Source organism: Chitinophaga pinensis DSM 2588, assembly GCF_000024005.1.
Lineage (GTDB): Bacteria > Bacteroidota > Bacteroidia > Chitinophagales > Chitinophagaceae > Chitinophaga > Chitinophaga pinensis.
Window position 1 is genome coordinate 677037 of the sequence record NC_013132.1, and the last position, 25929, is coordinate 702965.

The following is a 25929-nucleotide window of genomic DNA, read 5'->3' on the forward strand; positions in this document are numbered from 1 at the left end:
TGCCGATTGAAATGACATCTATCATATTGATAATTCTTACATAACAGCATCATTTGTAAACTTTTTTACTTTAATTTTATCCTAATTAATGATTACACCGCCATTCAAATGCCCCACAGTCATTGCAACTAAAAAACATATGTTGTGAATAACTATAGACATTAAAATGTTATAATCTTGTCTGTTTTATCAAGACGAGCCATGCGCAGGTGCGTTAAGCACCCGTATGGGATTAATTTGAGGGAAAGAGATACCCGGTGGGCTTTTCCAGGCCTCGGGTCTTTTAATTTATCAGTCCTTTTTTATCACTAACCTGTACTAAACTTACTATCAGCATTTTAGTTTCTTAATCGCCAGAGCTACAACACACCTAGAAAATGAAACCGGCCATTTTCATTTTAGTAATGGCCCTTTTTTTACAGCTCGAACTTTACCACTATGTGATGGAACGCCAGCTCAACAACAGCTGGCGATAGGGTTTATGATTGTCATTTACTACAAATAAAAAAAGCCGGAATAAGATTATTCCGGCTCATTACCTAAACCTACAACTGTTACACTGTTAGTAACATATCTTTAATATCTTTAGTGCATCGCACTTGGATCCAGTTTTGCGGCTTTCTTTCCTTTCACCATCATCACAAAAGGCACACAGATCAGGAACAGTACACCGAGGTAGAGGAATACATCCATGTAAGACATAACGGTGGCCTGCTTGGTGACACTGTATTCCAGTGACTGATAAGCGCTACCCAGCGCCCTTCTTGTATCCATACCTTTTGAAGCAAAATTAGCGGTTGCTCCGGCCACTCTCTTCATCACATCCGGGTTATTTGTATCCAATTTGCTGACAAGGTCCATTCTGTGTAACTCATTCCGGCGTGATACAAATGTTGTAATCAATGCCACCCCAAAAGATCCACCCAGCTGTCTCATCATACCGGTAAATGCCGCACCTTCTCCAATTTCCTTACCTTTCAATGTAGACAGGGAAAGTGTTGTGATCGGAATAAACAACATACCCATACCAACACCGCGTACGATCAGCATCCAGAAGAAGGCTTCTGAACCGGTGTCAGGCGTAATGATTTTATACCCCCAGAAACAGAAGACAAAGAAAAGGAACATACCTGCTGCTACCAGATACTGTTGCGGTATCCCTTTTTCCAGCATCTTACCAATGATCGGCATCATAAACGCCGTGGTGAGTGCGGCTGGTATCATCAGCATACCCGACTGTGTAGCGGTCCATCCCAGCAAACTCTGTGTATACAGCGGGATGATAAAGGTGGATCCGTACAATCCGAAGCCCATCAGGAAGGAGAGGAGTGTGCCCACTCTGAGGTTACCATTTGATAACACTCTTACGTTCACGATCGGATTCTTATATACGAGCTCTCTCCATATAAAGAAGAAGATGCCCATCACTGCCAGTATTCCCAATATCAGTATTGTCGTATCATTAAACCAGTCATCTTCCTGTCCGCGTTCCAGTACATATTGAAGGGAACCAACCGCCAGTGCAAGGAATCCGATACCCAGCCAGTCAATTTCGTTCGCTGATTTCTTTTCTCCGTATTTCGGACTTCTTACGAATTGCAGTGTCAGCAGAGTTGCTACTACACCGATAGGAATGTTGATGTAAAAGATGTACGGCCAGGTATAGTGGTCAACGATATAACCACCCAGAGGAGGACCTAGTGTTGGTCCGATAATCACACCTAAACCGTAAATCGCCTGCGCCATACCTCTTTTTTCCGGAGGATAACTTTCGGTGATAATTGTCTGGGAAGTTACCAGCAATGCACCACCGCCAAGACCCTGTATGAAGCGGAACAATACGAGTTCCCACATACTTGTGGCATTACCACAGAGGAAAGAAGATATAGTAAATATTACAACTGATACTGCAAAGTAGTTACGACGTCCGAACTGTTGGGATAACCAGCTTGTCATCGGAACGATGATAACGTTACCGATCGCATAAGCTGTGATTACCCAGCCAATCTCACTCAGTGTAGCTCCCATGTTACCGCGCATTTCATTCAATGCCACGTTTACGATGGTCGTATCTACGATCTCCAGCAAGGCACAGAGTATGGCAGTTATGGTAATGATCACCCTGCGGGCGCCATACTCTACCAATGATTCTTGTTGTAGTAACACGTTTATTAGTTTTTATATGAAGGTCAGTTACCGAATGTTCCCGCCAGGTGACACGAAACATGCATTAATAGTATGCCAGTCTGAGAGTAGTTCCAATTTAATTATCACCGCACCACTCTAGCGGGGTCATTCGTAACTGCTATTAGTCAAGATGTACATCCACCAGTACGTTCATACCTGGGCGGAGTTGTTTTACTTCAGCCTGATTGAGATCATTGAATTCGATCTTCACTGGCAGACGCTGTACTACTTTCACGAAGTTACCAGAAGCGTTATCCGGAGGCAGCAGTGCAAAACGAGCACCTGTAGCAGGAGAGAAGGAGGTAATTTTACCTTCCAGGGACTTACCAGGGAATGCGTCAATATGTACGCTTACTTTCTGGCCAAGTTTCATTTTATCCAGCTGTGTTTCTTTAAAGTTAGCTACTACCCATACATCGTTAGATAATACGACACTGAACAGGGACTGACCAGCCTGTACCAGCTGTCCTGGCTGTACATAGATCTTGGATACCACACCATTTTCAGGCGCCAGGATCACCGCATAGCTTGCAGTCAGTTTAGCATTGTCAAGTTCAGCCTGACGTTCTTTGATGATTGCTTTAGCAGCGTTGATCTGTTCAGCGGTAGCATCGCTCTGTGTAGATACGGCGCTTGTCTGACGGGCAGCTACTTTTTTCTGCTCCTGCAGAACGTTCAGCTGACGTTCAGCAGTTTGTTTCGCAGCCAGTGCCTGCTCATATTGCTGTTGTGTGATAGAGTGATCTTTAATCAGGTTAGCGTAACGCTCGTAATCCTGATTTGCACGCCATACATTTACTTTACCAGCTTCGATCTGTGCATCTACTGCAGAGATGTTTGCCTGAGAAGAAGATATATTTGAGCGGGCAGCGTTTGTAGTAGCAACTGCTACCTGAACGTTTACTTCAGCAGCAGCGAGTGCAGCTTCTGCCTGTTGAACTTTGATCTGCAGATCTCTGTCATCCAGCACTACCAGTGTATCGCCTTGCTTTACAACCTGGTTATCTTTTACACGAACTTCTTTTACATATCCTGTTACACGAGGGATGACAGGGCTCACGTTTGCTTCTACCTGTGCGTTGTCGGTTTCTTCATGGTGAAGGGAGTGAATATATTTTGAGATACCGAATGCACCACCACCGATAACAAGGACTGCCAATACGATGATGAAACGATAGTTCCTCTTTTTGGGAGCCTCCTGTACATTATTGGCACCTTTATTAGTAGCTGTAGCTGATTGCGTTTCCATATAGTATATATATGATTGTTACTTTTTTTAAAATCCTGAATTAGATAGATGCGTTATTTAACGGCTTCTGCTCCTGTCTCTGTTAATACACCTGCGGTTTCCAGCAGTTTGGTATAAGCTACAACTGCATCGGCTTTTGCGAAAGCGAAGTTCAGTTTTGCCTGAACATTGGCTACGTCCGCTTCGAGCAGGTCGGTAGTTGTTGCGAGATTGTTCTCCTGTTTATTCTTTACTATCTTATAATTCTCACCCGCCTGGTCGATTGCTTTCTGATAAGCTTCAATCTTCTTCTGGTTTACCAGGTATTCCTGATATGCTCTGTTGATAGACAAGTGGATGTTATCCACCAGCAGTTCCTCATTCACCTGTACTTCCTGCAGTCTTACTTTTGCTTCTGTTACTTTTGAACCTGACTTCCAGAAAGCGGAAGGGGAGTATTTAACACCGATACCTACGTTGAGTGCATTTGTTACCGTCAGTGCGTTAGGTACTGAGATAGCAGCGTAACCACCGGTCAGACCAACAGAAGGATAATATTCACCTTTAGCTGCTTTGATACCTGCAGTGGCAGCTTTTTCACGGGCGGACAGTGAAGCGGCATCCTTACGGTTCTGTAATGCGATCTGTTCCCATTCAGCGGCTGCTTTTGAAGCAACAGGGGCAGACTGATCGAAAGTATTGTTATCTGCTACCAGTTCTGTTGTTTCAGGCAGACCTAACAGCAGGTCCATCGCTACATTAGCCAGTTTCAGGTTGCTTTCAGCTTCTACCAGGGACACTTCCACATTTGACTGCTGTAACTGTACTTTTAATAAGTCGTTGCGCGCTACGAGGCCGTTCTTTTCGAGATTGGCGAAATCAGTTACACGCTGCTGCTGTTGTTTCAGATTCTCACGTACCAGTTCTACTGCCTGCTGTGATTTATACAGATTGCTGTAGGCATTGATCGTGTTCTGGATAACTGCTTCGCGGTCTTTATCTGCGTCGAGTTTTGCAGCTTCAGCCAGGTAACGGGCGGATTCCTTCTGGCTCTGGAGGATAAATCCGGAGAAGATAGGAACTGACACGGTAGCCATAGCGTATGCCAGAGAGTTTACTTTCGGAGTAGAACCTCCACCTGAACTTGTGCTGTCACCTCCGAGTTTAATTTTCAGATCTACATTTGGTTCGTTGATTCTGAGATATGAGCCAGAAACACTAACATCCGGTAACTGTGCATTGTTTGCTGTTTTTACAGATGCAAGTGCTGCGTCGATCCTTGTTTTGCTAAGTTTAAGTTCTTTACTGTTCTGTATACTAAGCGTTATGGCTTCTTTCAAAGACAGGCTCTTCTTGTCCTGCGCCTGACTGGTATATGGTATAGCCAGTATTACGCAAACTGCCAGAGACCATAAACGCCTGTATGTGCTATTAAGCTTCATGGATTAGAATGGCTTTAAACAAATTTTTCAAATGATTGCTTGTATGAATAATTAAATATTCCTGTAGTTCACTATCTGACAGATGTTCGAGATTGCTCATGCGCTGGAAGTGGTGCCTGGTCGACATAATATGGTTGGTTGTACCAGTAAGCGTAGCGACCATCATCAGCACATCCACATCTTTATTGAATACCCCCTGTTCCTGACCGGCGTTAATAAAAGCGCCGATTACTTCGTATACTTCCTTTTTACTTTCGTGAATCAGATCATTTACCAGCATATCCGCCTGGATCTGTGCCCTCATCATCATAAGATTAAAACAAGGATTACCGATAATCCTGCGCACAAAATTCTCAATAAGTGAATCCAGTCTTTCTATATATGTCTTGGAATTATCTTTCAGCGTTTCATTGAGGATTGCTTTCCAGTTGATGATCCTTTTCAGGAAAATGGATTCAATCAATTTCTCTTTTGAACCGAAGTAGTAAGATATCATTGCGATGTTCACACCTGCCTCATGCGCAATATCTCTCACTGAAGTAGCGTGAAAACCGTGGGAAGCGAATAGCTTCTCAGCAGACTCCAGGATTAATAATTGCTTCGGATTGTATTCCATGTGTAAATCGAATTGTGGGTACAAAGTTAAACAAACATTTAATTTAATCAAACGACCGTTTAAATTTTTATAGATATTAATACCTTTTTAAGCAGATTTTAAGGCGACATACCACTTTAAGGTGATAATAGTATATGAGCATTTACGACTAAATCATTGATTTCCAACAGTTGAAATTTCAACTACTGAGAAAATGAACGGAACGAACTATTAAAATTAAAATGAACATAATGGACTCAGCAATTGTGATCTTTTCATTTTACTTTTGAACTGTTGAGAGCGGAAATGCTTCCAACTCATTCATTTTGATATGCTATATCTATACAAACCATTATCAGAGCAATTCTGATTGTAGTTAACCAAACCAGTCATCTTTATTATCCTGAACCGACATTTTATGATTGTTAATACCATAATCCATTATTTGTCAGACAGTAAGTCTGCTTTATCCGATCTCTATCTGCTGTTATATCCTGATATGATCAGATATCTGTACAATTTCTTGTCCATATCCATTTTCTGAAAAACCTGTATCGGTTCAAAAACCAGTCAATCCGGCTTTTAATACACTTTTTTCTGTTTGCAAAGCGGCATTGGTCAACAATGTTGTGAGCACATCCATTGCTTGTATCTGAGGCGTTATAAATCATTTATAATGCCCTGAGACTGTGTTTTTTCGGTCTTCCGATTACATCCAAGGTTGATAACGTTGAAACCCGGAGCGTTGTCCAGCGCTCTGGTCTTTTATATCTCCTTTAGAGAGTAGTATATTGAGGAATAGTCGGTTATGATTAGTCTTTCTGAAAAGGATCATTAACCGGACGACAATTCTTCGATGTATCACCTTATTACGCCGATATTACACCGATATCTCTTCGTTCATGAACGGATAAATATGGGCATAATAACGGTATAATGGCCTGTTAATACGGAGAAACGGAGCAGATATACGAGGAAACAGGCATTCTACCCTCAACAAAAAGAGAGATGCCGGTTAATGAGAAGAGAATGTCGGATAATGAGCCGATAGCAGGAAACATTGCGATTAAATCGCCGGATATGATCTATAGAATAATAATTCTCAATTTGAACAGAAAGAGTATTATTATATAGTCAAAATATAATTTATTGAGCGCAAACACGTTAGTTATGACACAATACAAAGTTGCCTGTTTTGGAGAAGTGCTCTGGGATATTTTGCCGGATAAGGCCCTACCCGGAGGAGCTCCTATGAATGTGGCCTATCATCTTCAGAAATTGTCTGTTCCCGCAGCAATGATATCCGGTATCGGAGATGATGAACAGGGAAAATCCCTGTTGGAGCTGATGAAGCGATATCAGCTCACAACCGACTTTGTCCAGATAGATCCGGTACATGAAACGGGTAAAGTATATGCACGTCCTTCCCCGGATAATCCGCTGGAAATGAAATACGAGATTGTTCAACCGGTAGCATGGGATTATATTGCCTTTACGCCTGCCTTGAAAGAACTCGCACAACAGACCGATAATACCTTTCTCGTATTCGGCAGTCTTGCGGCAAGAAATGCAGACAGCCGGCAAACCTTACAATCACTCCTGGAAGGCAACCGCACTTTCGTATTGGATATCAATCTGCGTCCGCCGCATTTTGAACAGGAACTACTTGTCAGCCTGCTGCATCAATGCCATATCCTGAAACTGAATGAATCAGAATTGTCTATCATCGGCAGCTGGCACCAATGGCCGGATACCATGGAAGCACAGGTAAAAGCATTAAGTCTTCAATATGCGATTCCAACGATCATTGTCACATTGGGTGAAAATGGCGCGGCACTATTCACAGAAGGAAAATTCTATCAGCATCCCGGTTATAAAGTAAAAGTGGCAGATACAATCGGCAGTGGAGACGCCTTTCTAGCAGGATGTCTGTATAGCATCATCAAAAAATATTCACCGGCAGATACCTTATCATTTGCTTGTGCCATGGGCGCACTCGTAGCATCCTATCATGGTGGTTGCCCTGATTACCAACGTGTAGAGATAACTACATTGATGGCAGCGCATTAAAGCGGGATATATTGATTTTGAAAGAGCATAATTTAATATTATGCTCTTTTTTTGCAATTTAATCATCCGATAAGACCATCCATTGAAAAAAATGTAAAAATAGCAGGCGTCTTTCCTATATTTAAGGCATGTCTCAACTTATTCGTCATGTGATTACAGGATTAGGAATGGTATGCCTGTACCTTCCATCCTATGCACAACAGAAACCGGCCTATGTGCCACCCAGGCAGTATAATTCTTATCAAACCTCTACTCCGATCAAAATAGACGGTGCAGGCAATGAAGACGCATGGTCCAAAGTCGTGTGGAGTGACGACTTCACCGACATCGAAGGAGATAAACAACCTACGCCTGCAATGCGTACCCGCCTGAAAATGTTGTGGGATCAGGAGAATCTGTATATACTGGCAGAACTGGAAGACCAGCACATCTGGGCCACCTTACATCAACATGATACCATCATCTTTCAGGATAATGATTTTGAAGTATTTGTAGATCCTGATGGAGATGGCGAAAAATACTTCGAAATTGAGATCAATGCGCATAACACTGTCATGGATCTGTTCATGAACAAACCTTACCGTGTTGGTGGCGATGCCCTGATGACCTGGGATACCCGAGGTATACAGACCGCCGTGCAGATAGACGGTACATTGAACAATCCTGCTGATAAAGACAGGAAATGGACGGTAGAAATGGCCATCCCTTTCAGTGCATTCGCGTTTTTCAACGAAGGACTTACCCCCAAGGACGGTGCGCGCTGGAGAATCAATTTTTCCAGGGTAGAATGGGATACCGATATCGTGAAAGGGCAATACGTGAAACGGAAAGATCCTAAAACAGGCAAATCTTTACCTGAACATAACTGGGTATGGTCACCACAGGGCATCATCAATATGCACGCACCTGAGAAATGGGGATATCTGAATTTCATCAGCAAACCAGCGGGTAGTGCACCTGTAACAATCACATTACCTGCTATCGAAGCAGCAAAAGAATATCTCTGGGATGTCTACGCAAGACAACAACAATACCGCAGAAAAAATGGCCGTTATGCTACCAATCTGCAGGCTTTAGGCATCACTAATACGAACATTAAAGAACAGGGCGTTTCCTATACATTAGCACTGGAAGGTATTACGAATCAATTCACCGCAACACTGCTCGACAAGAACACCAAACAACGTTGCGCTATTAACCAGGAAGGTAAAATTTCCCAAAACTCATCAAATGAATAAACGCAATTTCCTGAAATCAATCGGTCTTGGTAGTCTGGCTATCATGCAACCCGGCTTACCAACCCTGTCCGCAACAGCGAAAGCAGCAACCCTGCCTGCAGCTAAAGCGAAACACCGTGTCTGGATCAATCCGGATGAAAAAGACACTACTGCCGATCTGCAAAAGCGTTATGCTGCCTATAAAAAAGCAGGTATCGGACTTATTTTCTTCGAAGCAGACAGTGAAAAACATTTCAGAGCGGCTAAAGAAAATGGTATCCAGGCACACCGATGGATCTGGACAATGAATCGCGGTGAGAAGGAATTGCTGGCCAGCCATCCTGAATGGTATGCTAAAAACAGAAAAGGAGAATCCTGTGCAACACATCCACCATATGTAGGTTATTACCGCTGGCTTTGTCCGAGCAAACCAGAAGTGATCAACTACCTGAAAGAACAGGCAGAAGCCGTATTGTCTAAAGACTATGTAGACGGTTTACACCTGGATTATGTGCGTTATTGTGATGTGGTATTGCCGGTAAACCTCTGGAGCAACTACGGTATCGATCAGTCAAAAGAACTGCCTGAATATGATTTCTGCTATTGCGAAACCTGCCGGGAAAAATATAAAGAGCAAAAAGGGGTTGATCCGCTGGATATGGAACATCCTGATCAGATTCCTTCCTGGAGAAGATTCAGGTACAACCGCATTACCAATGTGGTGAACAATCTGGCAGCAGTAGCCAAACAACACAAAAAGCCAATCTCCGCAGCAGTATTCCCTACACCAGATATCGCTAAACGTATTGTGAGACAGGATTGGACAAACTGGCCGCTGGATTCTGTAAATCCGATGATCTATCACGGCTTCTATAAAGAAGATGTAAACTGGATAGGAGAGGCGGTAGCTGAAGGCGTAGGCGGTCTGCATGGTAAATTCCCATTATACGCAGGTTTATACCTGCCGGATTTCCATGGTAATATGGCTGATCTGGAAAAAGGTATTCGTCTGGCCATACAGAATGGTGCAGCAGGTGTGTCCCTGTTTGGCGGCATAGATGACGCAGTATTGAGCACGTTGCAAAAGGCCAGTGTTTAACTGTTATTCCTGTTACTTTGATAAAAGATTCTTCAGATAACATACTGTAAAATAACCGGGGATCATGAATGATCCCCGGTATTCAATTTTAACCCCATGTTTCGCTATGATTTATTGTTAATCATCACATTGATAATTTTACATTGATATACTGCGTTTATATGATCGATCAACACCGCTACATTAGCCCCTCAATACCATCACATTATTCCTCAACATCACTACACTATTCCCTCAACACTGTTACATTACTTTCTCAATACCATCACATTATTCCTCAATATCACTACACTATTCCCTCAACACTGTTACATTACTTTCTCAACACCACCACATTAGTCACTCAACATCTCTGCATTATTCACTCAACGGCACTACATTATTCACTCAATGCCGCTGCACTATTCACCCAACACCGCTCTATTATTAGTGTCAACAATCAATTCTCACTTCCATTGCATCATCCTCATGTTGACACAATCGTTCATCTTTTCTACCACACCTGACTAATATCACACGCAACAATCAATAAATTACCAGACGCCAGGAATGGCGTCCGGACTCAATCTAATAACCTACTATTATGCGGTTAGAGCGATTCATAATTGGATAGTGCAAATCTTTATCTCCAGTTATTTAAAAATTTCCAGGTGCCAGAAATAGCTCCTGGGTTTCTTCAGAATTGAAATACTCAAACAAATAACGGCGACTTCCTAAAAGAGGTACGGCGGCCGTTCTTCTTTCACTCACGCTACCTTACCGGCACGCCGCTTACCTATCCTACAGTATAGATGTATATATAGACAGGAGATATCAACTTAAATTTTTCATCAGTTTCAGTAGTTAATGCTTTATACAACTATGCCCATCAGCACACCTTCTAACAGCAGCCAATACCTTATCCGCACTCATGCTCCCGTCGTCATAGCAATTAAAGCCAGGCGCCAGGAATAGCGCCCGGGAAAAGGATTAATGTCTATTGATGTTAAACCCTCTGATTGTAACTTCAAACATTAACTATAGATGAAATCTTAAAAAATGAACAAGTAAATTGCCGACACAAAGATTTAAAGACCAGGTATCAGGAATGACACCCGGGTATGCGATTGTTTGTTTAACCCCTAAATAAATAACCATGAAAACAAAGCAACCTTGCGGCTCCTATAATCATTAGGCACTTCTCATTATTCCTATGACATAACACATCATCCTTTCTAACAAGTGATAGCTAGTGTAATATTTTATTCTCATTGACAGGTGGATAAGCTGTTGCATTTACTAACTGATATGGTTAACTGAAAAACGATTATTATTCTGCCACTCACATTTGCATGACAGAACAAAAGTAAAGTGCCTTTTTTAATTAACCTTACGTCATTACATTCATTAAAACACCGACATTCATTTCATTCAGTTTAAGGATACACAAGGGTTTCAGCTGGAAAATTTGTAGCGATAAAAATGGAGGTCTATAGTGACATTAGTTGCCGCTTATCACTGAACAACTAACGTTTATCCAGGTATGAAGATGGATTTTTCGTTCAGTAGCGAAGGAATGACTGAACAGTTTTTGCAGAAAGCAGGAAGAAAACAGATTTAACAGGAGAATTATTGCAGATAGGTTTTCAAAAAAATTATGACACTATAGTCTGTAAAATGCCTATTCCCGGTGGAGGTAACCAATCTCTACCCCCAACCGGGCAATAAGCTGCATCAAAATTCCACCACATTTCCAAACTACACTATCTTTATGTCTGCCAGCAGATCACTGCGTCGGCAGCAACATATCCCCCCTTCATGATGATCTGATAAGCGCAGGATGATAATCATGCGGCATCAGTGTAAGATGTAAATTTCAATGCATAGGAAACTTTATTAAGGGTTAGTAACACGAAGACATTACATCTCTGAACATACAATATCCTTTATGATCATATGCATGATCAATCAGACACGCAGGCATATGAAAAAAAATCAGGAGAGACTGCTTAAAAACAGTCTCTCCTGAAGAAATTAATAGCCGTCGTTTTGTTTAAGGTTCTTATTAACAGCCAGGTCTTTAGTGGGTATTGGGAACAACAGGTTTTTAGGGTTGTCTGATGGTTTCAGCTGCCATGGTTCAAGGAACTTACCAAAGCGGATCAGATCTTCTCTGCGCCATCCTTCCCAGTACAGTTCACGGCCTCTTTCATCGATCAGTTTATTCAGATCGATGGAAGTCCAGGTACTCGCGTGACGATGTGCTCTTATATCATTAACAATGGTTAGCGCTCCGCTGGCATTAGATGTCCGCAACTGGGCTTCCGCTTTCATCAACAGTACATCTGCATAACGAAGGAACACGTAATCATTATTCGCATTATTACCTCCCTTGGTTTCATTATTCGTCATATCCGGTGGATATTTCACGACCCTGATACCGGTTACTTCCAGCGTGTTCGGATCTGTTTCCTGTAATTTCAACTCACGGGTAAAGATCAACAGATTACCTTTTCTGTCTTTCAACGGGGTACCGGCTGCATTTACCTGCTGGCCAACCAGGAAACCTACTTTCAGACCACTCTTATCTGTAACGCCCGGATAAGCGCCGCCACGACGTACGTCTGTTGCTTCAAACTTGTCATAGAAGTCAGAAATCGTCGCATATCCATTCCATCCACTGGGATCCTGGTTGTAATGAAGGGTAGGCGCCCAGTGACAGTATACAGCATTACCACTTCTCACTGTACTGAAGCCAGGTCCGTTACGCTGTGTGAAGATGTTTTCTTTTGACACGGCATCATTATTATAAGCAAAGTTGTCGAAGTAGTTCGTCAGACTATACTTACCACTGGCCGTGATCGCATCTGCCAGTTCGATTACCTTCTGCATATCACCAGCGTCAAATGTTGGCGACTGCCTGTTGGCAAATGCACCTTTATTCAGATAACACTTCATCAGCAGGGCTCTTGCGGCATTCTTGTTGGCGGTGTAAGCAGGCACGTTTTCGTCGAGTACATTTATTATCTCGGTCAGTTCACCGATAATATAAGTAGTCGCCTCCGTCGAATTCATCACCTTAGGCGCATTCAGCAAGGTATCTCCCGGATTACGGAAAGGCACCTGTCCCCATCCATCCAGGATTGTATACATCGCATATGCACGCAGGAAGCGCGCTTCAGCCGCCTGTTGAGCGGAAGGTTTGAAGCTGAGTACATTCGAAGCGAGGAACTGCAGCTGCAGGATATTTGAAAAGGTATTGCTGATATAAGTATGATCTGGTGTCCAGTTGTGCAGTTTCAATGCACGCCATACACCGTTATCATCCCAGTCACCACCACGGGTAGGGGCCACCGCTTCATCTGCGGTCATTTCCTGGAGTGCCCAGAAGTTAGACTGGTCCTGATAAGGTAACTGAAGACCATTATAGGCAGATACCAGCAGCGCTGGCACCTCGATCAGTGAATCTGCCTGCTCGCGGGTCAGTGTAGATCCCAGCTGCTCGTCGAGAGAGCAGGAGGATAATCCACATCCGAATGCAAGTGATAATATGATGACTATTCTATTCAATCGCATAGTAGTAGTTTTTAAATCAGTGAATTATAACGAGAAATTGATGCCTGCCAGAAAGTTCCTGGCGGTAGGATAAGGGGAATACTCAATACCAAAGGAGGTTACGCCATTGATACTTTTATCCGTATTCACTTCCGGGTCAAATCCTGAATACTTCGTGATGATGAAGAGATTTTGTCCGGTGATGTAAATGGATGCATTCTTGATCACCTTACCTATGTTCCCGATACTATAACTGATGGTGGCATTATCCAATTTCATGAAATTGCCCTTTTCCAGATAGCGGCTGGATACTGTAATCGGATTGGAGAGATTTTCTTTGGTCCCTATCACATCTTTAGCCACGTTCCTGGAACCCAGGTTATTCAGCGGTAATACAGTGTTAGCAGTGTTATTATAGACATCAAATCCGTAAGCACCATGCGCGCTCACATTCAATGCCCATTTTTTATAATTCACAGCAGTGATGATACCCAACATGGTTTTAGGGTTCGGATCTCCCTTGAAGAACAGGGTGTTACCTCCATCTGTATACTGACCCTGACCATTGGCATCAAATCCTTCGAATCTTCTCAGATAGAATGTGTTAAGTGGTTCGTTGTTTGCCAGACGCTGTGCATACGCATCAGATACCCCCTGACCACTAATCGAACCTGTTAATACCGGCGGACCATCATAATTTTCCAGTCTGTTCTTCAGGAATGTAGCGTTCACACCGAGATTCCAGTTGAAATCCTTGGTAGAAACGACGTCTCCGCGTAATACCACTTCAATACCCTTGTTGATCACGTTAGCTGGCAGATTGATCCAGTAGTTGGATGCAGGTGCAGGCTGGATAGCCGGGAAGTTGAACAGCAGGTCGGAGGTATTTTTATGGAAGTAGTCTACACTACCATATAATCTGCCGCCAAAGAAGGTATAATCGATACCGGCGTTCAGCTGTTTAGAGCTTTCCCATTTCAGGTTAGGGTTAGCTACATTGCTCAGACTGGCGCCGCCATTTGAGTTAAGTGTATACTGTTCCTGTGCAGCACCTGCAGGGAACTCCTGGTTACCGGTGATACCCCAGCCTACACGCAGTGCTAACTGGTTAATGGTTTTATTGTCTTTCAGGAAAGCCTCATTACTGATATTCCATTTTGCAGCGAAAGACGGGAAGTAACCATATCTGTTATTGGAACCAAACTTACTGGAACCATCTGCTCTCAGGGTTGCTGTCAACAGGTATTTGTCCAGGAAATTCAGGTTAGCCCTACCGAAATAGGACTGGAGTTTTGATTCAGGATTGCGGAAGGAGTTGATAAAAGTATTCGTTTGGGAAGGGTTCTGGAGGATGTCAGTATATTTCAGCACATCTGTGGTGAAACCAAGTCCCCCCAGATTTCTGCCTTTATAGTCAAAATCCTGGCGCTCATACCCGATCACAGCACCCAGGAATAATGCTGGTGTGAGCTGTTTGCTATAGTTCAGGGTATGTGTCATCAGCTGAGATGTCAGGGTAGTGGTACCATAATAAGCCTGTCCGTTATTCATTACCTGAGCGATGTTGATAAAGGAGGCTATCTGGGTTTCTCTTTCTCCTACCTGATGATTGATACTATAAGTAAAACGGTATTCCAGGTTGTCAGTGATCTTGTAAGAAGGAGAAATGCTGGCTACGATACTGTTGATATTCACTTTATCATCATAAGCAGCTGACATTGCTTCCGGGTTGATGGCAGAACCTTCACCCAGGATATTAAATGAGCCATCCGCCTTACGCAGTGCCAATGTTGGATTCCACTGGAGTGCCTGACCGACCAGACTACCCGTAAAACCAGCGTTATTGGTAATAGGTGCGATCTGTTCGGTAGTATGTGCTGCCTGGATAGAGTAATCCAGTCCCAGTCTTTTATTTTCCATCAATTTATACTGACCGTTCAGGTTGGCAGTGTATTTCTTCAGACCGGTTTTCTTTACGATACCCTGCTGATCCAGCATACCGAAAGACGCTCTGTAAACGCCATTTTCATTACCGCCGCTAACGCCTACATTGACGTTGTGCGTGGTACCGGTGCGCAGGATGCTCTCCATCGCGTTAACGCTGGAGCCATTATCACCGCCGGTAAGACTATATTGCTTCAGGGCACTTCTGTACTCGTCCGCATTCAGTACATCCAGTTTCTTCAGGATCTTACTCATACCGGCAGAATAGCTGACATCCAGACGAGGAGCACCGACAGCGCCTTTCTTAGTAGTGATAATTACCACACCGTTAGCACCTCTCGCACCGTAGATGGCGGTTGCCGACGCATCTTTCAGTACATCCATTGACTGAATGTCAAAGGAGTTGATGAAGTTAAGCGGGTTAGCATCCGGGGTCTGACCAAGACCGTTGGCGCTAACAGAAGGCTTAGCGGTACGGCCGTCAAGCGGCATACCATCTATTACGTACAATGGCTGGTTGCCCGTCCTTACGGAAGAGTTACCTCGGATCCTTACAGTAGTAGCACCACCTGGCGCACCACTGTTGGCGATTACCATGAGACCGGCTACTTTACCCTGGATCAGCTGATCAGGTGCAGTAACGATACCACGGTTAAAGTCGGCGGACTTAATAGAGACTACCGAACCCGTGAGGTCTTTTTTACGGGTAGTACCATAACCTACTACTACCACGTCAGTGAGGGTAGTACTGGTGGGTACCAATGCAATGGAAAATTCTGATTTGCCGGCCAGCGGAACCTCCTGCTGTACATAACCGACAAAGGAAACGACCAGTGTAGTAGCAGTGGCAGGTACATTTAACTTAAATGTACCGTCCGCTCCGGTAGCCGTACCTGTGCTGGTACCTTTTACCTGCACAGTGGCGCCCGGAACAGCGCTGCCATTTTCATCCGTGATCTTACCGGTCACGGGTTTGGTCTGTGCGCTGGCTATACCTGCAATGAGCAGTAATAACGAGCATAACAGACGCACCTTGCGAAATAGAAGATTGGTCATAGATCAGTTTTTATTGGTTTTGTGGAATAATGATGCCTGCATGAATGGGTTCGGTAGGCCTGGGCGGCCTGCCAAACGTGGAATATTTCTTTGCGCCGATGGCATATCATCAACGTGGATAATGTCACACTATAAGTCCTGACCAAGTTGAATTAGGGCTTGGCATATTTGATTCATAACGGATTTTTCTGACATTGATCGTAACGTGGTCTCACTGGTTTCAACGGCGTCGGATAGATTACGGCTGCGGTCGATAAGTCAAAGTAAGCCTGCCTGAAACAGGTTAACAATTTATATGGTCCTTATATAGAAAATATTGCTTTAAAACATGTTTTCATAAGAATCAATTTACTGATTAACAATGCTTTGTATTTATATTATCGTTATTTATATATAACGATAATAACCAGGTTTTCTTAACATTTCAGAGCGATTTTCAGAGGGCTTTAATATCCATGAGTCGCTCTTCAAACTCATCTTTTGGTATAATTGCCTTGTTTTTGATCTTCGTTTTGTAAGTGTAAATAGTGTTCACTGAATATTCAAGAATCTGGGCAATTTTTACATTGTCACTGATTCCGATCCTGATCAGTGCGAAAATCCTGAGATCGGTATTTAGTAGTTCGTTGTCTTTTAGTTTGATCCTATCCTCTTCTTTAAAGAAGGAGTTAAAGACCGTTACAAAGTTGGGAAATATCTTCAGGAAGATACGGTCAAAATTACGGAACAATTCATCTCTTTCCTCTTTAAGGTCGATGTTATTCACCAGATACCTGACTTCGGCATATTTATTATCAGTCAGTTTCTGATCAGCCAGCTTTTTGAATTTTTTGATTTTGTCGAGGTAAGAAGAGTTGATCTGAAAACAATAGCCGATATATTCCTCTTTAATCTTATTCGCCTCCATCAACTTATAATTGATTTCCTGCTGCAATGCATGGGCGGAAGTAATGACCTGCTGAGCCGCCTGCAACTTTTTATACTGCCGGAAGATGATTACAGCCAGCCAGATGAGTGCCAGTAATAATAAGGTAGCGATAGCCGAGTAAACGAATAGCAGCGTTTTCTGTGCTTCCACCGTATTGATCTTCTCCACCTCAATGATAGGTAGTATGGCGCTTACCTGCACTTTTCTGAGCCGGGCGCCATAAAAAGAGGCATCCGCAACCGCATATTCTATATAACGGGAGGCATGTTTTACATCACGTTCCTTAAACAGCAGTTCGGCCAGGATAAACATGGCCGTTGTTTCTTTGGTACTGGACATAATATCCGCCATTGCCGCCCGGGTCATCATAATAATAGCACTGTCCTGTTTGCCTATACGTATATATATATTACCAAGCGAGGAAGTAGCAATCGCCTGTTGATGCATGGTCAGGTCCTGATGGGCTACCGTAAGGGTGTAATAGTGCTTCGCACTATCCAGCATCTGCTTTTTCTGATACATTAATCCATAACTATAGTCATAGTTAAAGGAATGAGGTTTATATAGCATCAGTGCAGAATCTATGTAGATATTTCCCTGCCGGGTATAGGAAGGGGCGAAGTAGGTATCGCTGCTATAATCAGACATGTCATAGTAATAACGCCCCATCAGGGAGTAGTATTCAGCACGTGCGGTGTCAGGCAGTGAATGAACGTTGACAGTCAGCAGATAGTCGCCCGCCTCCCGGAACATGCCGGAAGAAAGCAGTACAAACCCCAGTTTAACAACGGCATAGTTTACCCGTTGAGAATCATTCATTTGCTTTGCCAGCTCCTGTAATTTCCGGGCATAGGCAAAAGCCGAGTCATATTTAAAAACCTTGAATTGTTCGTAAAGTTGCTGGCATATATTAAATTGTTCTTCTGTAGACAGGTGTCTGCTGGTGGACAATGCCTGTCTCAGGACATTGATCTGCTTAACCCTGTCCGCATCATAAACGTGTGCATTTTCAATTGTCTGATTCAGCCTGTCCAATAAAGTATCCCGGGAGGATCCGGCAAATGATATTTTACACGCAAACAGCAATAACAAACAAATAAGCTTCGATTTCATTTTTCAGATTTGTGGAACAGTTCGGGGTCATTGTAATTCTGTATGCCCCGCTGAAATTTTTTATGAATTCTGTCCCTGAGAGAATGTGGGCTCAGCACGATCATACCATCGCCATAACCCAGAATTTCTCTTTCGAGCTCAAAATTCTGTTGGACCTTCAGGTTAATAATGATACCATCTTCCCGGCTCTCCAGGAGTTCCTGGGAGTGATGCATGGGCTTTGTAAGTATATATGGCGCATGTTCATGGCTGACTAGTAATTTAACATTTCGTGGACGCACATTATCAGAAACAGTTACACCTATCACGTGCTTATAATAATCTACCGGTTCTATATGTTCATTCTCAATATACAAAGGGCCGTCCAAAAGTTCTAATTCTGATATTCTGTCCAACGCCAGATGGTACATTGCAAGTGATTTACCCTTGACCCCCACGGCAAACCAACGGTTTTTGAACTCTTTCAGCCACCATACATGATACTCAAATGAGTTACCGGTTTTGGCCTTGAAAGACTGATAAGCGATCCGTATCGCTTTCTTCTGTACAACAGACTGGTACAAAAGCTCCAGGTGTTCCAGTCCTTTCAGGCGTTCGTTCTTTTCAAATTCTATTACGGAGCGTGTATTATGAGAGGCGGCATATACGTGGTCTTCCAGTTTCTGTACCACCTCATTGAGGCTATTGAAATGAGAAAAGCCCTTAAACTGTTTCAGGACCTCCACGGCTTCGTTCATACGGCTCAGGTCTACTTCACTCAATGGGATATTGGTGATACTGTATTCCGGGTCTTCGTAGGTATAATACTTCTTGTCCACCACAATAATAGGTGCACTATATCCCAGTTTGTCACTACGCATCGCCTGTAGATCCATCTGAATAGCCCTGCGACTGATGCCTTTATTGATGTCTTCATATTCGTACAGCGCATCGCCCACTGCATCGATCAGATCCTGCAGGGTCCATTTACGCCTGCGGTTCCGGAGGCAGGCATCTATCGTTCTGTAACGGATAAGGGCATTCTTATTAACGGGCATCGGGACTATTTTTTCAAAAAGTAGAAAAAAAATTCTAATGCGCAAAAAAAGTGCGCACATGGGTTTCATCTTTGTATTGTCATCGTTGATGATACAATTGCAGATGATGTGGCGGGCCGGATGAGAGCTTTTGAGAGCTCCGTAGTATTGCCTCCGATGGATGGTAATATGCTTCCAAAGCAGGTCGCAATTGTTGCTGCGCAATCTAAGCGTCACAGGTTCGAGTCCTGTTCCCGGAAACGGGGTAGCTCAGTTGGTAGAGCGAAAGATTGTGAGGGATCTATGGGTCACAGGTTCGATTCCTGTCCCTGGAAACAGGGTAGCTCAGTTGGTAGAGCAATTGATTAGCACCGGACCTTCGGGTTCATTCACTTTTCTCTAATCAGAAAAACAAGCCAGGCAGATGGCGAAACTGCCTTATAACAATGCGCCCCACACAACAGGATCAGCGACCTGGATCGATAGCAAAAGGCTATTATATCCGATTGCTACCGCCTTGAAAAAGGCAGATACCGTTGCTGAACGTGTAACTGATAGCCGGCTGGTAACCGGTTCATCCCTATACCCCTGATATCCCTGTACTATGTAGCACACCGGTTATCATCACCTGCATCACGTTACACCGCCACCAACTCAAGCCCGCTTCCGCAGGTACCAGTTTTAACGGTGCTGATCCTATTATTTATTCACTAACAATCCGCAGGAGTCCTTATAAATACCCTATAACTTTAAATTATTCAACTATGATATCACGTGTAAAAATAGCAGCATACAATAAAGGACTGGTTTTCAAAGAAAACCGTTACGTAAAGCTGTTAAATGAAGGAAGCCACTGGAAGAAATCCGGGGAAGACGTTGTACTGTGTGATATGTTCAAACCATTCACTCCTGCTACTGATCTGAATATATTATTGCAAAATAAAGACCTGGCGGATGCGCTGGACGTTATTACTGTCAACCAGCAGGAAGTTGCACTGGTATACGAAAACGGTCAGTTATATACCGTACTGACAAATGGTAAATACGCCTTCTGGAAAGGACTGGTAGAACGTAAATACGATATCTATGATATGTATAAAGCGTTCACACCTGCTACCGACCTGAATGTATTGCTGCAAAACAAAGTACTGGCCAGCATGCTGGATATACTGATCATCAAACAGCAGGAGGTTGGCCTGGTATATGAAAATAACCTGTTGCAAACCGTCTTGAATACCGGTAAATACGCCTACTGGAAAGGAGCGGTAGAACGTACCTATTCCATCTGTGATATGGCGAAGCCATTCCAGCCTTTCATTGACCTGAACTTACTGCTGGCGCATAACGACCTGGCGGAAAGACTGCAAATCATCAACGTGGAGCAGGAAGAACTGGCACTGGTGTATGAAAATGGTCTGATCAAAACGGCATTGCCTGCCGGTCAGTATGCCTACTGGAAAGGTCTGGTAAAGCGTAAAGTCGTAATGGCGGACCTGTCCAAGTATGAGATCACCGAAACAATTGACCGTGCGGTACTGGCTAAATCTGAATTACAGGCGTACCGAAGAGTCTTTAACGTAGAAAACTACGAGAAAGCAGTCCTGTATGTGGATGGGAAATTCACTAAAGAGCTGGCGGCAGGTACACACTATTTCTGGAAGAACGAGGCGGTAATAACGCTGTATAAAACAGATACCCGTCAGGCCCAGTTAGAAATCAACGGTCAGGAGATCCTGACAAAAGACAAGGCAAACATCCGTCTTAACTTCACCGTACGATACAGCAATGCTGATATCTATAAGCTGTTGGAGAACAAAGACTATGAGAAACAACTGTATGTACTGCTGCAGTTAGCCCTGAGAGAACAGATATCCAGTTATACGCTCGACGAACTACTGGATAAACGTGACGATATATCACCAATGGTGATGAATGCGGTAAAGGATAAGGCATTTCAACTGGGGGTTACCCTGCTTGACTGTGGTATCCGCGATATCATACTGCCAGGCGATGTAAAAGAAATCATGAACCAGGTACTGATCGCTGAAAAGAAAGCACAGGCCAACAGTATCATGAGAAGGGAAGAAACCGCGAGTACGCGCAGCCTGCTGAATACAGCACGCCTGATGGAAGAAAATGAGATGTTATTCAAGCTGAAAGAAATGGAATATGTCGAAAAGATCGCTGATAAAATCAGTAGTATCTCGGTAAGCGGAGGCGATATAGTCGGACAGCTGAAGCAAATATTCGTACCAGCTAAGAAGGGGTGATGCAGATCATCCCTTCTTTTTTTGCATAAAACCCCTGTTTTCAGGGATTTGCATTCCGGGTAATCAGTGATATTTTTAACTTATGCTCAAATATGGCATTACCATCTTTATTGTGACCACTACCGCCATCTGTAGTTACTTTCTGTTAGCGTACAAGTTGGATACGATCGTGTTATACGATCGCACAGATGCTTATACCACTATCGCCCCCTACTTTGCCGCTGTTCCGGAAATTCTGGTCAAAAACGATAATGAACTGGATGTCGTACTCAGTTTTGAAGGTGTCCGGGAGTCCGTATACCTGAATAATCTTGAAATCAATATTGCACCGGGCAACGCTACGCCAGTTATGCCGGTTGCCGTCAGAGAGGATGGCAGTAATTGTCAGGCTTCCTGTTACAGCGCCCTGCCCTGCAAATCCAAAATGCTGGAACCCCTGAAACAGGACCAACATTTCACTTTTACCTTCAATACCAGCAAGCTCCACACGAAACGCTATATGTTGACTATCAAAGGTGATATTGTCAATGGCGGCTTCAAATCCTCTTTCCGGAAACAGATCCCTATACAGGAAAAGGCTGTGTTCCTGGAGCGCAATTAATGGTTATTTTTAACAGGAATCAACCTGTTTTCTTTGCATCAACCAGTTTCTACCCGCTTATCTTCCAGGCAATTGGGCATCGCCCTAATCTCCGCATTTGTCGCTTTTGCGGCATATACCTGCATTTTTGCCTTCAGAAAAGCGTTCAATGTAGCGCCTTACAACGGCTATAGCGTCTGGGGAATTGATTATAAGATCGTGCTCGTCATCACCCAGGTAGCGGGGTATATGAGCAGCAAGTTCTACGGCATCCGCTTCATATCTGAAATGAAACGCGTTGGGAGAGGACGCTTAATACTAATCCTGGTTGGAGTCTCCTGGTTATCCTGGTTACTATTTGCGTTAGTACCGCCACCATATAACGCCTGGTGTTTATTCCTGAATGGATTCCCTTTAGGCATGCTGTGGGGCGTTGTCTTTTCATTTGTAGAAGGACGAAAAACGACAGATCTGATCAGCGCTGCGCTGGCGGTCAGTTTTATCTTTGCCTCCGGACTGGCAAAGTCCACGGCACAATGGGTGATGCAATCATTACATGTCAGCGAATACTGGATGCCTTTTACCGTTGGAGCTATTTTCTTTCTCCCACTGATCGTCTTCATCTTTCTGCTGGAAAAAATACCGGCTCCCGACGCTGAAGATGAAGCCATGCGTATGCACCGGCTACCCATGCAAGCAAAGGAAAGAAAAAAACTACTCGCTGAATTTCTCCCGGGACTAGTTACCCTGATCGTTATCTATATACTGGTTACCATACTAAGAGAAGTGAGGGATAGCTTCATGGCAGATATGTGGCGGGTGTCGGGAGTAGCCTACAATGCGGCTACCTTCACACAGACGGAAACGATTATTTCACTGGTTATTCTTATTATGATCGCATCCATGATTTTCCTGCAACATAACTATCATGCATTTCTATTGACACAGGTTATTATGCTGTTAGGATTTATCTTATCCCTGACCGCGACCATCATCTATCTGCAACACAGTCTTTCTCTCTATATGTGGATGATATTGGTAGGACTGGGATTATTCATGGTATATATTCCTTTCAACAGTATTCTGTTTGATCGCTTTATTGCGACGTTTCGGTTTTCGGGAAATGTAGGTTTCCTGATCTACCTCGCAGATTCATTCGGATACCTCGGCAGCGTAGGGGTGTTACTGACCAAATCAATATTCCGTATACAGACAGACTGGCTGCAATTCTATACACATTTGGTATTAATTGCAGGCGGTATAGGTATTGTCGGAACAACTATCAGTATTATCTACTTCATCCGAAAATATAAACAACGATCATTGTAATAACTCAGACCATTGAAGCGGCGCAGGTAAAGACTGATCACTGAACTCAATATGGATCACCCTGCGTCTGTGATGGTTAGTCGTTCTGCTGGATGCATGTAGCAATAAAGGACGCATAATCATAATACCCCCTTCCGGTACCTCACAGATGGTTTCGGTTTCCACCGTCCAGTCAATTGTTTCCGGCCGGTAAATTCCCTTTCTATGAGAACCAGGCACTACTCTTAATGCACCGTTTTGTTCATCTGTATGATCAAGATGTATGCGAATCGTAAAATTCTGCTCCAATATATTTAGGGGAGGCTGTACAGCATATTGCTGTTGCTTGACCGTCCATGGTCCGAAACCAGGCACTTCTGCTTTCTCTTTTACGGAAATGGTCAGGTCCTGGTGATAAGATACAAACCAGTTAGAATCACCCGGTTTATCAAAGTAGATAGACTTTACCGGACAATATCCTTCCCCAAACAAACGGCTGATCACGTCCTTTAGCTTGTCATTAAACACCGCTGCTGTTACCGCTGGTATTTCTTTTAGAAATTGCCGGATAGCAAAAAGATCTTTTGTTTTCCGAAAAGTATCGTTTGAAGTATCTGCCTCCTGAATACAGGCGGCCAACGCGCCTACTTCTTCCGTTGTGAAGATATTGCCGATGACCGTAAACCCTTTATCGGCTATCTCTTGTTGATGGAATGCAGCGTTCATATACTATGTTTATAAAATGACGCTCTGATGTTCACCAATATATCTTCTGCTTTGTTCAGATCTGGAGCATCAGGTAAACCTGAGCGGGCATAAAGGCCATCCATCTTTTGCATTTTTTCATCCACCATTTTCAGGAGATCTTCATATTCAAAAGCGCCTGCCTTGATCTGTAATAAAAATTCCCGGTCCTTACGTTTTACATTCACTTTATGTTCCGTGGCAATTTCTTCTGCCATGCTAAGCAAACGGAATGTGTGCATCATGTTCTTAGCATCGTAATTTTTACCATGACTCATGGTATTCTGATAGCGGGCGTCATTTCTCTTTTCCACCCACTCCCAGTATTCCAGGTATTCACGACAATAAACGGAATAACCATCCTTATTGAAGTTCATTACAACCAGGTGTTTCACGCCAACAGGGATAGAACTGAGTTGCACATCATTGGCAGTGTCACCAGATGCAATTCCTTTCAGATAAGAACCATCATTTATCTGATGCTGATGAAAGAGCAGATAAACATCCCTGAAATGATCTACCTGCGTAAGACCACAATCCTCCTGTGTATATCCATTGTTGTCTAACCATTTCTTCAAAGGAATACTTCCATTACCGGCAATGATATAACAGAAGTCCAGAATAGATTTACGGGCAGGCTCCACCGGATTGTGTATCTTTTTATTCAGGCCTTTGGCTTTCTTAATCTGCGAAGCCGCATAACCAGCGAAAGTATCTTTACATAGTTTTGAAAGAAAGTCTTCAGGCTTGGTCTTCTCTATCAGGGGATGACGATAAAGTACACAATCATCCGGCGTACTTAGCAACTCAATAATATTCGGGTTGTTTTTAGTGAGCAGGTCTATAAACCGGCCCACTTCATAATACACTTCATCATTTGTTTCATTGGCCACTTGTGTGGTATAATTCAATCCATACAATTCTTTCGCAGGCAGCACAAAAATTCCTCTGATATCCGTATCTGAAGTAGGTGAGTGTAAGTGTTGTGCCCTGCTGCCACTGATAGCTTTCAACAGCAGATCTGTTGTTTCTGTTTGTAGTTGCGCGAGCGTCATTTGGGCGATTATTTTCTTATGTGAAACAAGGTATATTTTTTTTAAAAATTTTCTTACATAAAATGCTAATATTAAAAAAATAGTTTCATCTTTGCATCGTTAAAACAAAACACAAGAACAAACAATGCAACGCACACAGCTACATAAAAATTGCAGAGGCTCATTTGGTCCGATAGAGGACTATGATGCATGCAGGGCTGTTTACGCTATCAATTAGTTAATAAAACTAACTCGATATAACTCAGGCCCTGCAAGGAATTGCAGGGCTTTTTTTTTCACCCCATTGTCAATTTATGCATACACGAAAAATGTCCATACGATTCAAACACATCAGCGAAGGCCAGCAGCAAAGCGGGTTAACGCATTGTGCGTGGCTAAACGTGGGCTATGATCCCGAGAGACCCATTTACCAACGAACCGAATTTTTATAGTCTGAAGAAGCAATCGCTGTATTCAGTTCAGATATAAAAAACCCGGTCGTTGCAACGACCGGGTTTTTTATATCCTCATCTGCACAGGAACGTATATCCCGTGGTGGAGAAG

At 43.3% G+C, this 25929-nt stretch carries 17 protein-coding genes and 1 pseudogene; 8 read left to right on the forward strand and 10 right to left on the reverse strand.

The genetic code is table 11. The annotated features are described in order from the left end of the window. Positions 1-585: 585 nt before the first annotated feature. The 4 genes from CPIN_RS02735 to CPIN_RS39440 all read right to left on the reverse strand — a co-directional run bounded on the left by CPIN_RS02735 (position 586) and on the right by CPIN_RS39440 (position 5473). Complete coding sequence (locus CPIN_RS02735) at positions 586-2166, reverse strand: DHA2 family efflux MFS transporter permease subunit (RefSeq protein ID WP_012788231.1); 1581 nt, start codon at positions 2164-2166, stop codon at positions 586-588. A 142-nt stretch (positions 2167-2308) separates the two neighbouring features. Beyond that, a complete protein-coding gene (locus tag CPIN_RS02740) occupies positions 2309-3436 on the reverse strand; it encodes an HlyD family secretion protein (protein ID WP_012788232.1) in 1128 nt (375 codons plus the stop codon). 53 nt (positions 3437-3489) lie between these two features. After that, positions 3490-4857, reverse strand: coding sequence for a TolC family protein (locus CPIN_RS02745; RefSeq protein ID WP_012788233.1), 1368 nt, complete (start codon positions 4855-4857; stop codon positions 3490-3492). Next, a complete protein-coding gene (locus CPIN_RS39440) occupies positions 4847-5473 on the reverse strand; it encodes a TetR/AcrR family transcriptional regulator (RefSeq protein ID WP_012788234.1) in 627 nt (208 codons plus the stop codon). The genes CPIN_RS02745 and CPIN_RS39440 overlap by 11 nt, the downstream gene beginning before the upstream one ends. A 1149-nt stretch (positions 5474-6622) precedes the next feature. Here CPIN_RS39440 and CPIN_RS02755 point away from each other — a divergent pair. The 3 genes from CPIN_RS02755 to CPIN_RS02765 all read left to right on the forward strand — a co-directional run bounded on the left by CPIN_RS02755 (position 6623) and on the right by CPIN_RS02765 (position 9838). Beyond that, a complete protein-coding gene (locus tag CPIN_RS02755) occupies positions 6623-7522 on the forward strand; it encodes a carbohydrate kinase family protein (RefSeq protein ID WP_012788236.1) in 900 nt (299 codons plus the stop codon). Between the two features lie 128 nt (positions 7523-7650). Continuing rightward, positions 7651-8760, forward strand: coding sequence for a carbohydrate-binding family 9-like protein (locus tag CPIN_RS02760; protein WP_012788237.1), 1110 nt, complete (start codon positions 7651-7653; stop codon positions 8758-8760). Then, on the forward strand, positions 8753-9838 hold the full coding sequence (locus CPIN_RS02765; RefSeq protein WP_012788238.1) for a family 10 glycosylhydrolase: 1086 nt from the start codon (positions 8753-8755) through the stop codon (positions 9836-9838). Before CPIN_RS02760 ends, CPIN_RS02765 begins: the two co-directional genes overlap by 8 nt. A 2013-nt stretch (positions 9839-11851) precedes the next feature. On the opposite strand, the gene CPIN_RS02770 is transcribed toward CPIN_RS02765, so the two are convergent. From CPIN_RS02770 to CPIN_RS02785, 4 genes are all read right to left on the reverse strand, one after another. Beyond that, positions 11852-13393, reverse strand: a complete 1542-nt coding sequence (locus CPIN_RS02770; protein WP_012788239.1) for a RagB/SusD family nutrient uptake outer membrane protein — start codon at positions 13391-13393, stop codon at positions 11852-11854. 24 nt (positions 13394-13417) lie between these two features. Continuing rightward, the gene (locus CPIN_RS02775; protein ID WP_012788240.1) at positions 13418-16372 is read right to left on the reverse strand and encodes a SusC/RagA family TonB-linked outer membrane protein; all 2955 of its coding nucleotides are present in this window, start codon (positions 16370-16372) and stop codon (positions 13418-13420) included. Positions 16373-16808: 436 nt separating this feature from the next. Further along, entirely contained in the window at positions 16809-18413 is a 1605-nt protein-coding gene (locus CPIN_RS02780) for a SusR family glycan utilization regulator (RefSeq protein WP_012788241.1), read from the reverse strand. Continuing rightward, positions 18410-19450, reverse strand: coding sequence for a helix-turn-helix transcriptional regulator (locus CPIN_RS02785; RefSeq protein WP_012788242.1), 1041 nt, complete (start codon positions 19448-19450; stop codon positions 18410-18412). Before CPIN_RS02785 ends, CPIN_RS02780 begins: the two co-directional genes overlap by 4 nt. 238 nt (positions 19451-19688) lie before the next feature. Between CPIN_RS02785 and CPIN_RS02790 the strand changes: the two are divergent. From CPIN_RS02790 to CPIN_RS02805, 5 genes and pseudogenes are all read left to right on the forward strand, one after another. Next, a pseudogene (locus CPIN_RS02790) lies at positions 19689-19761 on the forward strand. 92 nt (positions 19762-19853) lie between these two features. Further along, entirely contained in the window at positions 19854-20021 is a 168-nt protein-coding gene (locus CPIN_RS38875) for a hypothetical protein (protein WP_012788243.1), read from the forward strand. A gap of 172 nt (positions 20022-20193) precedes the next feature. Then, on the forward strand, positions 20194-21699 hold the full coding sequence (locus CPIN_RS02795) for a slipin family protein (protein WP_012788244.1): 1506 nt from the start codon (positions 20194-20196) through the stop codon (positions 21697-21699). Positions 21700-21781: 82 nt separating this feature from the next. Beyond that, positions 21782-22300, forward strand: coding sequence for a hypothetical protein (locus CPIN_RS02800; RefSeq protein ID WP_012788245.1), 519 nt, complete (start codon positions 21782-21784; stop codon positions 22298-22300). Between the two features lie 33 nt (positions 22301-22333). Beyond that, on the forward strand, positions 22334-23608 hold the full coding sequence (locus CPIN_RS02805) for a DUF5690 family protein (RefSeq protein ID WP_063715233.1): 1275 nt from the start codon (positions 22334-22336) through the stop codon (positions 23606-23608). Here CPIN_RS02805 and CPIN_RS02810 read toward each other — a convergent pair. Beyond that, complete coding sequence (locus CPIN_RS02810) at positions 23600-24313, reverse strand: phytanoyl-CoA dioxygenase family protein (protein ID WP_012788247.1); 714 nt, start codon at positions 24311-24313, stop codon at positions 23600-23602. The genes CPIN_RS02805 and CPIN_RS02810 overlap by 9 nt on opposite strands. Next, entirely contained in the window at positions 24310-25386 is a 1077-nt protein-coding gene (locus CPIN_RS02815; protein ID WP_012788248.1) for a DNA polymerase beta superfamily protein, read from the reverse strand. Before CPIN_RS02815 ends, CPIN_RS02810 begins: the two co-directional genes overlap by 4 nt. Positions 25387-25929: the final 543 nt, after the last annotated feature.

Excerpts from the sequence above, each read along its gene's own strand:
- CPIN_RS02740 (WP_012788232.1), bottom strand. The coding sequence starts at position 3,436 with ATGGAAACGCAATCAGCTACAGCTACTAATAAAGGTGCCAATAATGTA.
- CPIN_RS02745 (WP_012788233.1), bottom strand. The coding sequence starts at position 4,857 with ATGAAGCTTAATAGCACATACAGGCGTTTATGGTCTCTGGCAGTTTGC.
- CPIN_RS39440 (WP_012788234.1), bottom strand. The coding sequence starts at position 5,473 with ATGGAATACAATCCGAAGCAATTATTAATCCTGGAGTCTGCTGAGAAG.
- CPIN_RS02755 (WP_012788236.1), top strand. The coding sequence starts at position 6,623 with ATGACACAATACAAAGTTGCCTGTTTTGGAGAAGTGCTCTGGGATATT.
- CPIN_RS02760 (WP_012788237.1), top strand. The coding sequence starts at position 7,651 with ATGTCTCAACTTATTCGTCATGTGATTACAGGATTAGGAATGGTATGC.
- CPIN_RS02765 (WP_012788238.1), top strand. The coding sequence starts at position 8,753 with ATGAATAAACGCAATTTCCTGAAATCAATCGGTCTTGGTAGTCTGGCT.
- CPIN_RS02770 (WP_012788239.1), bottom strand. The coding sequence starts at position 13,393 with ATGCGATTGAATAGAATAGTCATCATATTATCACTTGCATTCGGATGT.
- CPIN_RS02775 (WP_012788240.1), bottom strand. The coding sequence starts at position 16,372 with ATGACCAATCTTCTATTTCGCAAGGTGCGTCTGTTATGCTCGTTATTA.
- CPIN_RS02780 (WP_012788241.1), bottom strand. The coding sequence starts at position 18,413 with ATGAAATCGAAGCTTATTTGTTTGTTATTGCTGTTTGCGTGTAAAATA.
- CPIN_RS02785 (WP_012788242.1), bottom strand. The coding sequence starts at position 19,450 with ATGCCCGTTAATAAGAATGCCCTTATCCGTTACAGAACGATAGATGCC.
- CPIN_RS38875 (WP_012788243.1), top strand. The coding sequence starts at position 19,854 with ATGGCGAAACTGCCTTATAACAATGCGCCCCACACAACAGGATCAGCG.
- CPIN_RS02795 (WP_012788244.1), top strand. The coding sequence starts at position 20,194 with ATGATATCACGTGTAAAAATAGCAGCATACAATAAAGGACTGGTTTTC.
- CPIN_RS02800 (WP_012788245.1), top strand. The coding sequence starts at position 21,782 with ATGCTCAAATATGGCATTACCATCTTTATTGTGACCACTACCGCCATC.
- CPIN_RS02810 (WP_012788247.1), bottom strand. The coding sequence starts at position 24,313 with ATGAACGCTGCATTCCATCAACAAGAGATAGCCGATAAAGGGTTTACG.
- CPIN_RS02815 (WP_012788248.1), bottom strand. The coding sequence starts at position 25,386 with ATGACGCTCGCGCAACTACAAACAGAAACAACAGATCTGCTGTTGAAA.